General features: G+C 63.7%; 9 protein-coding genes, 1 other RNA gene and 2 pseudogenes. 5 read left to right on the top strand and 7 right to left on the bottom strand.

Annotated elements, in window-relative coordinates; genetic code table 11:
- The first annotated feature begins 227 nt into the window (after nt 1-227).
- From AC1PLU_RS07935 to AC1PLU_RS07925, 3 genes are all read left to right on the top strand, one after another.
- Nucleotides 228-2330: a M13 family metallopeptidase gene (locus AC1PLU_RS07935; RefSeq protein WP_481108485.1), complete on the top strand. Its 2103-nt coding sequence runs from the start codon at nt 228-230 to the stop codon at nt 2328-2330.
- Between the two features lie 340 nt (nt 2331-2670).
- Entirely contained in the window at nt 2671-4779 is a 2109-nt protein-coding gene (locus AC1PLU_RS07930; RefSeq protein ID WP_481108146.1) for a M13 family metallopeptidase, read from the top strand.
- Between the two features lie 186 nt (nt 4780-4965).
- Nucleotides 4966-6978 (top strand): M13 family metallopeptidase, encoded by a 2013-nt coding sequence (locus AC1PLU_RS07925; protein WP_481108145.1) that lies wholly within the window; start codon nt 4966-4968, stop codon nt 6976-6978.
- A 244-nt stretch (nt 6979-7222) separates the two neighbouring features.
- Here the strand turns inward: AC1PLU_RS07925 and AC1PLU_RS07920 are convergent, their stop codons facing one another.
- From AC1PLU_RS07920 to AC1PLU_RS07890, 7 genes and pseudogenes are all read right to left on the bottom strand, one after another.
- Nucleotides 7223-7918 (bottom strand): rhomboid family intramembrane serine protease, encoded by a 696-nt coding sequence (locus AC1PLU_RS07920; RefSeq protein ID WP_043889734.1) that lies wholly within the window; start codon nt 7916-7918, stop codon nt 7223-7225.
- A 40-nt stretch (nt 7919-7958) separates the two neighbouring features.
- Nucleotides 7959-8366, bottom strand: coding sequence for an MGMT family protein (locus AC1PLU_RS07915; RefSeq protein ID WP_481108144.1), 408 nt, complete (start codon nt 8364-8366; stop codon nt 7959-7961).
- Nucleotides 8367-8646: 280 nt separating this feature from the next.
- Nucleotides 8647-10017: a glutathione-disulfide reductase gene (gorA, locus tag AC1PLU_RS07910; protein WP_481108143.1), complete on the bottom strand. Its 1371-nt coding sequence runs from the start codon at nt 10015-10017 to the stop codon at nt 8647-8649.
- Nucleotides 10014-10154, bottom strand: a pseudogene (locus AC1PLU_RS07905) (amino acid dehydrogenase); the annotation flags it as partial. The pseudogene AC1PLU_RS07905 and the gene gorA, both read right to left, overlap by 4 nt.
- A gap of 205 nt (nt 10155-10359) precedes the next feature.
- The gene (locus tag AC1PLU_RS07900; RefSeq protein WP_481108142.1) at nt 10360-11604 is read right to left on the bottom strand and encodes a DUF418 domain-containing protein; all 1245 of its coding nucleotides are present in this window, start codon (nt 11602-11604) and stop codon (nt 10360-10362) included.
- Between the two features lie 86 nt (nt 11605-11690).
- A non-coding RNA gene (locus AC1PLU_RS07895) (sX9 sRNA) lies at nt 11691-11766 on the bottom strand.
- Nucleotides 11767-11827: 61 nt separating this feature from the next.
- On the bottom strand, nt 11828-12307 hold the full coding sequence (locus tag AC1PLU_RS07890) for an FKBP-type peptidyl-prolyl cis-trans isomerase (protein WP_006449968.1): 480 nt from the start codon (nt 12305-12307) through the stop codon (nt 11828-11830).
- Here AC1PLU_RS07890 and AC1PLU_RS07885 point away from each other — a divergent pair.
- A pseudogene (locus AC1PLU_RS07885) lies at nt 12306-12963 on the top strand (C40 family peptidase). The gene AC1PLU_RS07890 and the pseudogene AC1PLU_RS07885 sit on opposite strands and share 2 nt — an antisense overlap.
- A gap of 109 nt (nt 12964-13072) precedes the next feature.
- A complete protein-coding gene (locus AC1PLU_RS07880; RefSeq protein WP_481108141.1) occupies nt 13073-13822 on the top strand; it encodes a C40 family peptidase in 750 nt (249 codons plus the stop codon).
- Nucleotides 13823-13841: the final 19 nt, after the last annotated feature.

Here is a 13841-nt window from a genome sequence, read left to right as displayed (position 1 = left end):
AGGCCGCAGGCTCCCTATCTAGCGCATCACGGCACGTACGCCACGCTGCCATCCAGCAGCCGCATGCCAAACAGCCGTCAGCCCAGCGCATCTACACACGCCGCACCCATGACCTTCGACACCATGCCATCCGGCTGGCGAGGCGTAGAGTGCCGGCCACGGCCCTGGCAACGGGGCTTCCCAATCCGCTGCTTCTGGAGCCCTTTGTGATTCGAACACCTCATTTATTGACGTTGACCCTGGCCGTGGCCACCGCGCTGAGCGCTTGCAAGAAGTCTGAAGACGCCGCGCCTGCCGCCCCCGCGGCCGACACGGCGGCAACCACGCCCGCTGCACCCAAGACGCTGACCCTGGACCAGAGCAAGCTGCCACCGGTGAACCAGTTCACCGCGGCGGACCTGGATGCCAATGGCAACGCCTGTACCGATCTCAACGCCTACGCCAACGCCAAGTTCCTGGCCGCCAACCCGGTGCCGAGCGATCGCACCAGCTGGGGCGCGTTCGAAATGCTCGACGAGCGCTCCAATGCGATCCAGCAGCAGCTGGTCGAACAGGCTGCGGCCGACACCAGCGCCAGCGGCGTGGAAAAAATCGTCGGCGACCTGTGGTCGACCGGCATGGACGAAGCAAAGATCAACGCCCAGGGTATCGAGCCGCTGAAGCCGGAGCTGGCCGCGATCGATGCCATCAGCGACCAGGCCAAGCTGGTCGACTATCTGCGCAGCAGCGCGGCCAAGGGCAACAACGAACTCTTCAGCTTCGGCGCCGAGGCGGACTTCAAGAAGTCCAGCCAGAACATCGCTTACGCCATGCAGGGCGGCCTGGGTTTGCCGGATCCGGAGTACTACACCAGCGCCACCAACAAGGCCAAGCTGGAGGCCTACCAGGCGCACGTGGCCAAGGTGCTGGAGCTGTCCGGCGTGGCTGCGGCCGATGCCGCCGCGCAGGCCAAGCAGGTCGTCGCGTTCGAAAGCCGTCTGGCCAAGGTCTCCAAGACCAGCACCCAGCTATCGCGCGATGCCTCGCTGGCCTACAACCCGATCTCGCCGGCCGAGGCCGACAAGCTGACTCCGAACTGGTCGTGGACCGAGTTCTTCAAGTCGCAGGGCGTGACCACGCCGGAGATGTTCTCGCTGGCGATCCCGGCCTTCCATCAGGAAGTGAGCAAGATGATCGCCGACACCGACCCGGCGATCTGGCGCGCCTACCTGCGCTTCCACACCGTCGATGGCGCCTCGCCGTTCCTGAGCCAGCCGTTCGTCGATGAGAACTTCGCGTTCTACAACAAGACCCTGCGCGGCCAGAAGGAAATCAAGCCGCGCTGGAAGCGCGTGCTGGCGACCATCAACGGCCAGACCGGCGAAGCGCTGGGCCAGATGTACGTCAAGGTCGCGTTCCCGGCCGATTCCAAGGCCAAGATGGAAACGCTGGTGACCAATCTGCGCACCGCGCTGAAAGCCCGCATCGAAAAGCTCGACTGGATGAGCCCGGAGACCAAGACCAAGGCGATCGCCAAGTGGGAAAGCTTCACGCCCAAGATCGGCTACCCGGAAAAGTGGCGCGAGTGGAATGGCTTGAACACCAGCCGTGACAGCTACCTCGGCAACGTGATGGCCGCGTCCGAATACAACTACAAATGGAACCTGTCCAAGATCGGCAAGCCAGTGGACAAGACCGAATGGGGCATGAGCCCGCAGACGGTCAATGCGTACTACAACCCGCTGCAGAACGAGATCGTGTTCCCGGCCGCGATCCTGCAGCCGCCGTTCTTCGACCCGAATGCACCAGAGGAAATGAACTACGGCGGTATCGGCGCGGTGATCGGCCATGAGATGACGCATGGTTACGACGACCAGGGCAGCCGCTTTGGTGCCGATGGCAACTTCATCGCCGATCCGGGCTGGTGGACGCAGAAGGATCTGGACGCGTTCAAGGCGCGCACCGGCAAGCTGGTCGCGCAGTTCGACGGCTATCGAACCCCCGCTGGCGACAAGGTCAAGGGCGACCTGACCCTGGGCGAGAACATCGCCGACCTGGGCGGCCTCAACACCGCCTATGACGCGATGAAGACCGCCACCGCCGGCAAGGACGATCCCAAGAGCGACGGTATCACCCGCGATCAGCGCTTCTTCCTCAACTGGGCCACGGTGTGGCGCCGCAACTTCACCCCGGAAGAACTGGTGGTGCGCCTGAAGACCGACCCGCACGCGCCGGCCAACTTCCGCGCCATCGGTGCGCCGTCGAACATGCCGGCCTTCGCCGCCGCGTTCTCGTGCAAGGCCGGCGATGCGATGGTACGTCAGGGCGATAAGCAGGTTGTGATCTGGTAATCGTAATCGCAAGAAAGCGGTAACCAACGCGGGCGGCGATCGGTTGATCGTCGCCCGTTTTTTGGGCATTTCCGCAACGCACGTTCGCGACGCGAGCGGACTGCGCGAGATTGTTTCCGCAACGCAGGCAGCAGGCACTCGCATGCAGCAGCCACTTCGTTTTCGATGGGATTTTTGCGCACACACAAACGCATCGCCTGCGCATCTATCCATGCTTGAAGCGTGAGTTCGTCACTCAGCCATCGAGAGCATAAACACCAAGCCTCAACAAAGCTCAACGCGTGCTCTCGCAAAGACGCACGCGCTTATGCTCGGTGTCCTTTCATGCGACTGGGCTTCCATGTCACCGATCAAGACCTCTACGCTCGCTCTGGCACTGGTTGTAGCCCTGGCGAGCTGCAAGCGCGAAGCCGACGACAGCAGCACACCCGCGCAAACGGCTGCGCCGACGCGCGCATCGGCAACCGCCGCCACCGCCACAACCAAATCCTCGTTCGACATCAACGAGCTGGACACGGCAACAAGCGCCTGCAATAACCTGGATACGTTCGTCAACGCCAAGTGGGCCAAAGCCAATCCGATTCCGGCCGACCGCACCAGTTGGGGCGTGTTCGACGAACTGACGGAAAAGAGCCTGGTCACGCAGCGAGAGATTGTTGAAAGCGCCGCCAAGCAGGCAGACAAGCAAGCCGACCCGCTTGCACGCAAACTTGGTCTGCTTTACGCCTCGGGGATGGACGAAGCCGCCATCGAAGCGGCGGGAGACCAGCCGATCCGCCCGCAGCTGGAGGCCATTGGCGCGCTGAAATCCGCCAAGGATGTCGCCGCGTACATCACCAGCCGCTATGCGGAGGGCGATGGCAAGGTCTTCGAGTTCGGCGCAAGCGAAGACTTCCACAAGGCAGATCGGCAAATCGCCTTTGCCAACGAAGGCGGCCTGGGCCTGCCGACCAAGGATTACTACACCACTGCCGAATACGCTCCCATCCGTGAGGCCTATCTGGCCTATATCGCCAAGTCGTTCGAGCTCACCGGTAGCGATGCCGACGCGGCCGAGGCGCAGGCGAAGGACGTGATGGCACTGGAATCGCAACTGGCTGCCGCGTCGCTGGCGCCAACCGATGCACGCCAACCCAAGAACCAATATCACTTCGTCAGCGTTGCCGAGGCAGACAAGCTCACCCCGCACTTTTCATGGAAAGACTTCTTTGCCGCGCAAGGCGTGGATGTCGGCGCCGGCTTCTCGTTGTCGCAACCGCGTTTCTTCGCAGCGTTCGACCATCAATTGGCCAGTGCACCAATTGCACAGTGGCAGGCCTACCTGCGCTTCCACACCATCGACGAGGCATCCAAACAGCTCAGCAAGGCATTCGTCGACAACAACTTCGCCTTCTATGGCAAGGCCCTGTCCGGACAACCGGAGCAACGCCCACGTTGGAAACGCGTCCTGCGCGCGGTCGACGAAGCCATGGGCGAAGGCCTTGGCCAGCTCTACGTCGCCAAAGTCTTCACGCCCGAAGCCAAGCAACGCGCGGCCGAATTGGTCGACAACGTCCGCGCCGCGCTCAAGACGCGCATCGGAAACGTCGACTGGATGAGCAACGAGACCAAAACAAAGGCGCTTGCAAAGTGGGAGGCCTTCCTGCCCAAGATCGGCTATCCGGACACCTGGCGTGACTGGTCGGGGCTGGAGATCGTTCCCGGGGCCTACTACCGCAATCTGCAGGCGGCGGCCAAGTTCAACTATCACTACGACATTGCCCAGATCGGCAAACCCACCGATCGCAAGCGGTGGTCGATGCCTCCGCAGACGGTCAACGCGTACTACAGCCCGAGTACCAACACCATCAATTTCCCGGCCGGCATCCTGCAACCGCCGTTCTTCGACGCCAACGCCGACGATGCCCTGAACTACGGCGCCATCGGCGCGATCATCGGGCACGAGGCCACGCATGGCTTCGACGATCAAGGCAGCCAGTTCGATGGCGCGGGCAACAACGTCAATTGGTGGACTGCGCAGGATCGCAAGGCATTCGAGCAGCGTGCCGACGGCTTGGTGAAGCAGTTCGATGCGTATGTTCCCTTGCCAAGTCACCCCAAAATGCATGTCAACGGCAGACTCACTCTGGGTGAAAACATCGCCGACCTGGGCGGTATCAACATTGCCTACGACGCGCTGCAAACCGCACTGCGTCAGCACCCTGAGCGCGTTGCGAATATTGACGGGTACAGCCCCGAGCAGCGGTTTTTCCTGGGCTTTGCGCGTAACTGGCGTGGGCTCACACGCGAGCAGCAACAGTTGGTCTACCTCGCGAGCGACCCCCACTCACCGGACAATCTGCGCGCCATCGCCGCACCCTCCAACATGCCGCAATTCGCCACCGCGTTTGCGTGCAAGCCTGGCGATGCGATGGTGCGGCCTGAGAAAGACCGCGTGGTGATCTGGTAGGCGCCGCGCTAGTCACTACCTGCAAGCGCTTCCAACACGACGGCAATACGCACAGGCCCGCCCACGCGGGCCTGTCGCGTTCATGCAAGCGGCCGGCACCGAGGACAAACGGCAGCTCGCGCCCGCCTGCACGACGCGCAGCCTTGCTAAACTCCGCCGACTTCAATCTGGCCACCCTTCTTCTCGATGCCCACCATTCGTCCGCTTGCCCTCGCTCTTGGCTTCAGCCTGATCACGCTGCTGTCCGCCCCCGACGCCGACGCCGCGCGCAAGAAGAAGGCCGCTCCCAAGGCCCCGGCCGTCTCGGCGGCGTGTACCGATTTCTACGATTACGCCAATGCCGGCTGGCTCAAGGCCAATCCGCTGCCGCAGACCGGCGCCGTCACCGCACTGGGCCAGTTGTCCGAGCGCGCCCTGCAGCAGCAGCGCGAATTGCTGGACGCCTCGATGAAGACCCCGCAAGGCAACGTGCAGAAGCTGCTCGGCGACTTCTGGGCCAGCGGCCTGGACGAAGCCTCGGTCGAAAAGGACGGCTCCAACCCCATCGCCCCCTTGCTGGCGCGCATCGACGCGATCAAGAAGGCCAAGGATGTGCCCGCTTCCATCGCCGCGCTGCATCAGGTCGGTATCCCGGTCGGCTTCAACTTCGGCCCGGACGTGGATCTGAAGGCGCTGGATCGCCACATCGGTTACTTCATGCAAGGCGGCATGGGCCTGCCCGATCCGGCGTTCTACACCCGCACCGATGCCGACACCCAGGCGCTGATGGGCCGCTACCGCAGCTACGTCAAGCAGATGCTGGCGCTGACCGGCACCCCGGCCGACCGCCTCGAAGCCGATGCGGCGTCGGTGCTGCAGATCGAAACCGCGCTGGCACGCAGCGCGCAGTCGGTGCAGGGCATCAACAACCCGTTCAACAACTACGCCCCGATCGCCACCAAGGAGCTGACCAAGCAGTACAAGAACCTGCGCCTGGCCGACTTTCTGGAAGCGCAGGGCGTCAAGGACGATCTGGTGTCGATGGCCGACCCGGCCATGTTCAAGCAGCTCGACAGCATGATCGTCAGCATCAAGCCGGACCAGTGGAAGGCCTACCTGCGCTGGCGCGTGGGCGATGCGATGGCGCCGTATCTGTCCAAGAGCTTCCACGATGCCGAATACCAGTTCCGCGGCCGTCTGCTGCGTGGCGATGCATTGCCGCCGCAGCGCTGGCAGCAGGTGCTGGACGCGATCAATATCGCCGCCGGCCCGATGCTCGGTCGCGAATACGTGGCGCGTTACCTGAGCAGCGACACCCGCCGTCAGGCCGAAGCCATTGCCGACCAGGTGCGCGATGCACAGCTGGCCGCGCTGGAGCGCACCGGCTGGGGCAACGGCGAGGTGATCGCCGAAGCCAAGGCCAAACTGTCGGCGATGAAGATCGAGGTCGGCGCACCGCGTCGTGACCTTGACTACACCGTGCAGCCGATGGGCCGCGGCAGCTTCGGCGGCAACATGCTGATCGCCTCGACCTGGCGTCACCGCGAAGAAATGAAGCGCATCGGCAAGGGCAACGCCGACCGCCGTTGGGACGTGCTTCCGCAGCAGCCGGCAGTGGCCTACGACATCGCGCAGAACCGTCTGATTATCACCGCCGCCGTTTTGCAGGCACCGGTGCTGACCGCCGGCAGCACCCCGGCCGCGCAGTACGGCGCCTACGGCGCGCTGGTGGCACACGAAATCACCCGTGCCATCGACGCCAAGGGCTCGCTGGTGGATGCCAAGGGCGAGTTGCGCAGCTGGTGGACGCCGGCCGAGAAGACCAGCTGGACGTTGCTGACCGGCAAGGTGGCCAATCAGTTCGCCGCTTATCCGTACCCGGGCGTGCCCAACGTCAAGGTCAACGGCGCGCAGACCGCCGAAGAAAACCTGGCCGACCTGGCCGGCATCGAACTGGCCTGGCAGGCCTTCAGCAAGGCCCAGACGGCCGCCACCGAGGCCGACAAGCAGGCGTTCTTCACTGCCTGGGCCGGCCTGTGGGCACAGCAGCTGTCGCCGAACGAAGCGGTGCAGCGTGCAAGCGCCGACATCCGTGCACCGGGCCAGTGGCGCACCAACGGCCCGCTGTCCAACTTGCCCGAGTTCGGTGCAGCGTTCACCTGCAAGCCGGGCCAGCCGATGCAGCGTGTGGATACCGAGCAGTTGAAGATCTGGCGCTGATTTCAGCGCCAGGCAGTCACTGGCAACCAACACGCAGTCACTGGCAATAAAAAAAGAGCGCGGATTCCGCGCTCTTTTTTTGTCTGTCTCGTTTTGTCTGTCTCGCGCGTTCTTCCATCCCGAAGAACCACGCCCTGCTCTTCGTAGGAGCGGCCCTGGCCGCGATGAGGCGTTACCGATAACGCCTCATCGCGGCCAAGGCCGCTCCTACCGATCAGCGTCTATCTGATACGCCGCCACTCTCTCAACGCACCACGCGCAACGGCGGCTTGCGACCACCTTTACCACCCTTGCCGCCGCTGCCGCCGAACGGCGATTGGCCACGCCAGTAACGAATCATCAGCCAACCGAACAGCATGCCGCCCAGATGCGCGAAGTGCGCCACGCCCGGCTGCCAGCCGGTTGCGCCCAGAAACAGTTCGATCGCACCGAACACGATCACGAAGGTGCGCGCCTTCATCGGGATCGGCGGAAACAGCAGCATCACCCGCTGGTTGGGAAACAACATGCCGTAGGCCAGCAACAGGCCAAATACCCCGCCCGAGGCACCCACCACCGGTGCGCCACTCTGGGTGAACCAGGCCATCAGCAACTGGCACACGCCGGCACCGGCCACACACACCAGGTAATAGGTCAGAAAGCGCTTCTGGCCCCAGGTCTGTTCCAACGCCGCGCCGAACATGAAAAGCGCCAGCATGTTGAAGAACAGATGGTTGAAACCGCCATGCAGAAACGCATAGGTCAGCAACTGCCACGGCATGAAGCTGGCGCCGGGCGAGAACGCATCGAAGCCGTTGGAAATCGGCCACAACATCAGCGACGACAACGCCGCATCGGAGGGCAGCACACCGGCGCCCAGGTCGCCCAATGCCCACTGCAACAGGAACAAGCCGATATTGGCGATCAATAACGCTTTGGTGACGGGCGGCAGTTGTGGCATGGCGGCATCCTTCGGAATGCCAACCATCATAACGGCAGGCTTATGAAGGCCCCCACACAGCCGCATCCAGGGTTTGCGCGGCACTGGCACGCCGCACCCGCCCCTGCTCCACCGCAACGCCCTCGGCACGCAGGCGCCGACATTGCTCGCGGTAGCCAGACGAGTCTTCCGGCAACGCGATCCGGCCATCGCTGCGCAGCACACGATGCCAGGGCAGCTGCGGATCGTCGTTGCCGCTGAGTACGCGCGCCACCAGCCGCGCCCGACCGGGAAGGCCGGCACGCAGAGCGACTTCGCCGTAACCGGCAATCTGGCCGGAAGGAATCGCACGGATCACTTCAAAAATGCGCAGTCGTGCCTGCTCGCTGGAGAGCGCCGCACCATTGGACGCGGAACGCGCAGCTGGTTTGGCAGACGGACGAGGACTGGCTTGGCGAGGCTTGGACATCACGCAAGGATGCCACTTTAAGGATCTAGAGCCCCTCTCCCGCCGGGAGAGGGGTTGGGGTGAGGGTACGAGCGCAGCCACGCACGGCTGAACAAGCAAAGCAGTCAAACGCTACGCAATGCCGAAAGAGGTACTGCCGACATTGAACACCAGCTCCAGGTTGATCGATGCATCGCTTTTACCGACCCTCACCCCAACCCCTCTCCCGGGGGGAGAGGGGCTTTGAGTTGCTGCTCTCGTCCGCGCAGCTACGACAGCAACAGCTGCCGCAACCACCACCTCAATGCATCAACACAATCTCTTCGGACGAGGTGGGATGAATCGCCACGGTCTCGTCGAAATCGCGCTTGGTCGCGCCCATCTTCACTGCCACCGCAAACCCCTGCAGCATTTCGTCCGCACTCTCGCCCAGCAGGTGCACGCCGACCACGCGCTCTTCCTCGCCCACGCACACCAGTTTGAACAGGCTGCGCTGGGGTGAATCGGCCAGCGCATGCAGCATCGGGCGGAAGTTGCTGCGGTAGACGCGCACCGCACCGTGGTAACGCGCGCGCGCCTGCTCTTCGGTCAGTCCAACGTGCCCGAGCGGCGGATGCGAGAACACCACGCTCGGCACGCCTTCGTAATCCATGCGCGCATCCGGCTGATTGCCGAACAAGCGATCCATCAGCTTGCGACCGGCCGTGATCGCCACCGGCGTCAGCCCGACCTTGCCGCCGACATCGCCGATCGCATGAATATTCGGCACGCTGGTGGTTTGATCCTCGTCCACCACGATTTCGCCTTTCTCGCCCAGCGCGATACCAACCGCCTCCAGACCCAGCCCTGCGGTATTGGCGCGTCGACCCACGGCAAAAAACACCTTGTCGAAGACATCATTGCCCTGCTCGCTCGTATGCGCCGGGTGCCCATGCACACGCAGCCCGCCGTCGGCATCGCGCTCCAGGCCGGTGGTACAAAATCCGAAATGCAGGCGCACGCCGAGATGGCGCAGGTTGTCGGCCAGCTGCAGGGTCAGTTCGGCATCGAAACGCTCCAGCAGCCGCTCGCCTTGCACGAACAGATGCACGCGGCTACCCAGCGCCTGCAGCAAGCCGGCGATTTCCACCGCGATATAGCCGCCACCGACAATCGCCACCTGTGCGGGCGCGTGACAGAGATTGAAGAAATCGTCGGACACTTCGCCGTGCTCGGCACCGTCCACATCCGGGCGCAGTGGATGCGCACCGGTGGCGATCACGATGTGCTCGGCGGTCACCGGCACGCCGTCGCTGCCCATGAGGGTGTGCCGGTCCTGCAACACGCCGCGTTGCGGAATCATGACCACGCCATCCTCATCGAGCCGGCGCCGATAACTGGCATGGATGTTGGCGATGTAGCCCTGCCGATGCGTGACCAGTTCCTGCCACGCCAATGTCGGCCGCGGCACATCGAAACCGAGCGCGCTGGCCAGTGCGATTTTTCCGGCCAGATCGGCTGCCAACCACATCGCCTTCTTCGGCACGCACCCCAGATTGACGCAGGTGCCACCCAACTCGTTCGGCTCCATGATCGCCACGCGGGCGCCGTGTTTTGCCGCGCGAAATGCCGCCGCCAATCCACCGGAACCGCCGCCCAGGATCACCACGTCGTAGTCGTAACGGGCGCTCATGCGAATCGCTCCGCGCGGTAAACAGGCAGGTCCAGCGCAGGTGCGCGGCCCGTGATCAGATCGGCCATCAGTTGTTCGCTTGCAGTGCTCATGCTGATGGCGAGCATGCCATGCCCTGCCGCGAGCCAGACGTGAGGACGGACGGCAGGTCGCGTATGGTTTGTCTATCGGCTGCAATCGGGCGCAATCCAACCCGTCACCGGCGATCCAGTCGTCATGGCAGCGACGAGCAATGCGTCACGATCCTGCCCACCACTGCGTGCTGGCCTGCGTGCCTGGCCTGGCAACTGCGCACAGTGCAATGCCGCGCAACCCGCAGCAATACGCGTGCTACGACACGTGTCACTCCAGGCGCGCGCTGCCATGTCGCATCGGCGGCACGCGCAGATAGGTCACGCTACGCCACAGCCACTCCATCGGCCCGAAGCGGAACCAGCGCAGCCACAGCCGACTCAGCACCACCTGCAGCGCGAACAACCCCAGCGCAAACGGCAGCTGCCACATGCGCGGCAACTGCTCGAAATAACCAAGCCCGTAACCGTAGAACACCCATGTGCACAGCAACGACTGCAGCAGGTAGTTGGTCAATGCCATGCGCCCGGCCGGTGCGAGCCACGCCAGGCGCGGTGCAAGCCGCACCACCCATGCCGCATACCCCAGGCTCATCAGCGGCCCGGCGATCAACGACAAGGCGAAGGCGCCCGACACACGCAAGTCCAGTCGCGCCGGATCCATCCACGGCTCCAACGCATAACTCACCAGCATCACGCCCAGCCCGAGCGGCAACACACCATAACGCAACGTGCGAAACAGTCGCGGAAAGCGCTCGGGCGCGGCGATCGCGCCGCTGCGCACAAACCAGCTGCCCAACAGAAACATGCCAAGCATCGCAGGGCCATTGATGCTCAGCCCGGTCATCGCTTCCTGCAGGTCATGCCAGCGCTGCAGCGTCGCTTGCAGGTACGTGCCGCTGCCGTACGCGGCGCGCTGCGCCTGCACGTTCGCGACCGCCTGCTGCGCCGCATCGGTCATCGCCGCCTTCCACTCCATCGCAGCTGCCGGATCGGCCTGCGTCAACGTCCCTGCCGCGCCGTACAGCAGCATCAAGCCAGGCGCGCAGCAGTACACCAGCGCCGCAACCCACGGCAGCGTCACCGTTGGCACCGAGCGGGTGGTCAGCAACAGCAACGCCAGCAAGGCGTAGGTCACCAGAATATCGCCGGACCACAGCAGCAATGCATGGGCCAGCCCGATCGCCAGCAATCCAAGGGTCCGCCGCAGATACGTGCCGAAAAACCCGCGCCCGGCCTGCTCGGCGCGCTGCGCCATTACCGCAAAGCCCATGCCGAACAACAACGCGAACAAGGTGTAGAACTTGCCCTGCACGAAGAAGTAGACCAGCGCATCGGCAACACGATCGATGCCATGCCAGTGCGGATCCACGCCGGTGAGCGCCAGATCGAGCGGGCCGACGAAGGCTTCGATATTCATCAGCAGGATGCCCAGCAGCGCAAAGCCGCGCAGCACATCCAGCACGACGATGCGCTCAGTTGCGGCAATGGGTTGCAGAAAATCGCGTGGTGTCATCAAGGCTCGGAGCGTGGTGTGCACGACAAAATGCAAACAGCCCGCCAAGGTGGCGGGCCGTTCAACATACAGAGGTCATCCAGCCTGGCTGGCAAAACGTCGCAAGCGCTCGTCAGCTGAAAGCGGAAGGCGTCCGGAAATCGGCGTGTACGCGTAACACATGCCGATTTGGAGCGCCGACCACGCCCGCCTGACGGCTGCGCACGCGTTTCGATCACCACGCTCAGTGGTGATGGCCGCCTTCGCCATGCACATGTCCGTGGTCGCGCTCTTCCTGGGTGGCTTCACGCACGTCGATGATTTCCACATCGAAGTGCAGATCCTTGCCGGCCATCGGGTGGTTGAGATCCACATCGACCACACTCATGCCGACCTTCTGCACCGTCACTGCGCGCGGGCCGAAGTTGGTCTGCAGCATCACCTGGGTACCCGGTGCCAGCTTGGTGGCGCCGAAGTGCTTCTTGGGCACGCGCTGGCTTAGGCCTTCGCGGTATTCGCCGTAGGCCTCGGTGGCCTTGACGTCCACGCCGAAGCTCTCGCCGGCTTCCTTGTCCATCATGGCCGCTTCCAGGCCCGGAATGATGTTGCCGTGGCCGATCATGATCGCCAACGGGTCACGTTCCTTGGAGCTCTCGATCGGCTCCTGGCCGATCTCCGAAACGGTGTAGTGGAAGCGGACGACGCTGTCTTTTTCGATCTTCATGCCTGGCTCTGAATGGGCTGCCCGGTGGCAGACGGTGGAGGACGGCTTGTCGGCCGCCGGGTGCGCCGCCATCATGGCGACCTGTTCGAACCGACCATTATCCCGGCTCCATGCCTATCACGCCAGTTTTTGCCGCTCACACCCGTCGTGTCGTGGCCAGTGTATTGCTGGGCCTGCTCGTGCTGTTGGGCGGTTGCGCACAGACCCCGGTGCGTCGCCCGGCTGCCGCCCCACCGCCGACTGCGCGCGTATGGCCGCAGGTACTGCCGGCAGACCCGGCCGCCGCCAACAACATCCTGATGCGCGCCTTGGGCCTGGTCGGCACGCCTTACCTGTTTGGCGGCAACACGCCGGAAACCGGTTTCGACTGCAGCGGCCTGGTCGCCTATGTCTACAAGGATGTATTGGCGTTGGCGCTACCACGCACCTCGCGCGAGCTGGCCGCCATCCAGGGACCCAGAATTTCGCCCGAAAAGCTGGCGACTGGCGATCTGGTGTTTTTCGGCTCCAGCGGCAACGTCACACATGTCGGCATTTATGTCGGTGAAGGCCGCTTTGTGCATGCCCCCAGCACCGGCGGTACAGTCCGCTTGGATTTCCTGGACGGAGCCTACTGGCGTGACCATTATTCAGGTTCAAAGCGTGTTTTACATTGAAACGTGACGCGCATCACAAGTCAAAGAACGGAAATTTAACCTTTTTTGAACGTAACGATTCTTTCACCAAGGCATCATCGCGCATCGACAGCAGAAATGTGATTCCCGCGTGACGAACGACGAACAGATCAATCCTGGCGCCGCACCGCTTCCGCCCCGGAAACCGCTCCGCCTGCTGTGCGCCACCGCTCTTTGGCTCGCAGCCCTTCCCGCTCTGGCACAGACCGCCAACAATTCTTCATCCGTTCCGCAGACGACTACGCCAGACAGCGCCGTCGCCGCCGAGAAAGCCGCAACCCGCAGCCGCGCCGACGCCGCTGCCACCGCAACCCTGGCCGCCCTGCTTCCGCATCTGGCCGCCAATGACGCCATTCCGCTGATGGACCGTTCGGCGATGTTCGCCGGCGACCTCAGCCGCCTGTTGGCCAATTACGACGTTTCGCAGAGCGCGGCCAACGCCGCCCAGAACGCCGTGGCCGACAGCCGTGTCCAAGTGATCCTGCAGCGCGCCATGGCCCTGCTCGGCACCCCGTACGTCTGGGGCGGCGAGTCCACCGAAGGCTTCGATTGCAGCGGCCTGGTCGGCTATGTGTTCAAGACCGCCCTGGGCATCGACCTGCCGCGCGTCTCGCGCGACATCGCCCGCGACGAATCGGCCGAACTGATCAAGGACCCCTCCGCGCTCAAGGCGGGCGATCTGGTGTTCTTCGGCCGGCGTGGCCGCATCGACCATGTAGGCCTGGTGGTCGGCGACGGCAAGTTCCTGCATGCGCCCAGCCGCGGCAAGGACGTGCGCGTGGATTCGCTGGCCAGCGGTTACTGGAGCGAAAAGTTCATCCAGGCGCGTCGGGTGCTGTGATTCTCGGCACCTGATCCAC

It is taken from the genome of Xanthomonas sp. NCPPB 2933 (assembly GCF_056725225.1).
The sequence above is the reverse complement of the archived record's forward strand: the minus strand, read 5'-3'. Positions and strand labels throughout refer to the sequence as shown.

Bases quoted from the DNA above. Each gene is read 5' to 3' on its own strand.
- AC1PLU_RS07900 (WP_481108142.1), bottom strand. From the start codon at position 11,604: ATGACACCACGCGATTTTCTGCAACCCATTGCCGCAACTGAGCGCATC.
- AC1PLU_RS07915 (WP_481108144.1), bottom strand. From the start codon at position 8,366: ATGTCCAAGCCTCGCCAAGCCAGTCCTCGTCCGTCTGCCAAACCAGCT.
- AC1PLU_RS07925 (WP_481108145.1), top strand. From the start codon at position 4,966: ATGCCCACCATTCGTCCGCTTGCCCTCGCTCTTGGCTTCAGCCTGATC.
- gorA (WP_481108143.1), bottom strand. From the start codon at position 10,017: ATGAGCGCCCGTTACGACTACGACGTGGTGATCCTGGGCGGCGGTTCC.
- AC1PLU_RS07920 (WP_043889734.1), bottom strand. From the start codon at position 7,918: ATGCCACAACTGCCGCCCGTCACCAAAGCGTTATTGATCGCCAATATC.
- AC1PLU_RS07890 (WP_006449968.1), bottom strand. From the start codon at position 12,307: ATGAAGATCGAAAAAGACAGCGTCGTCCGCTTCCACTACACCGTTTCG.
- AC1PLU_RS07930 (WP_481108146.1), top strand. From the start codon at position 2,671: ATGTCACCGATCAAGACCTCTACGCTCGCTCTGGCACTGGTTGTAGCC.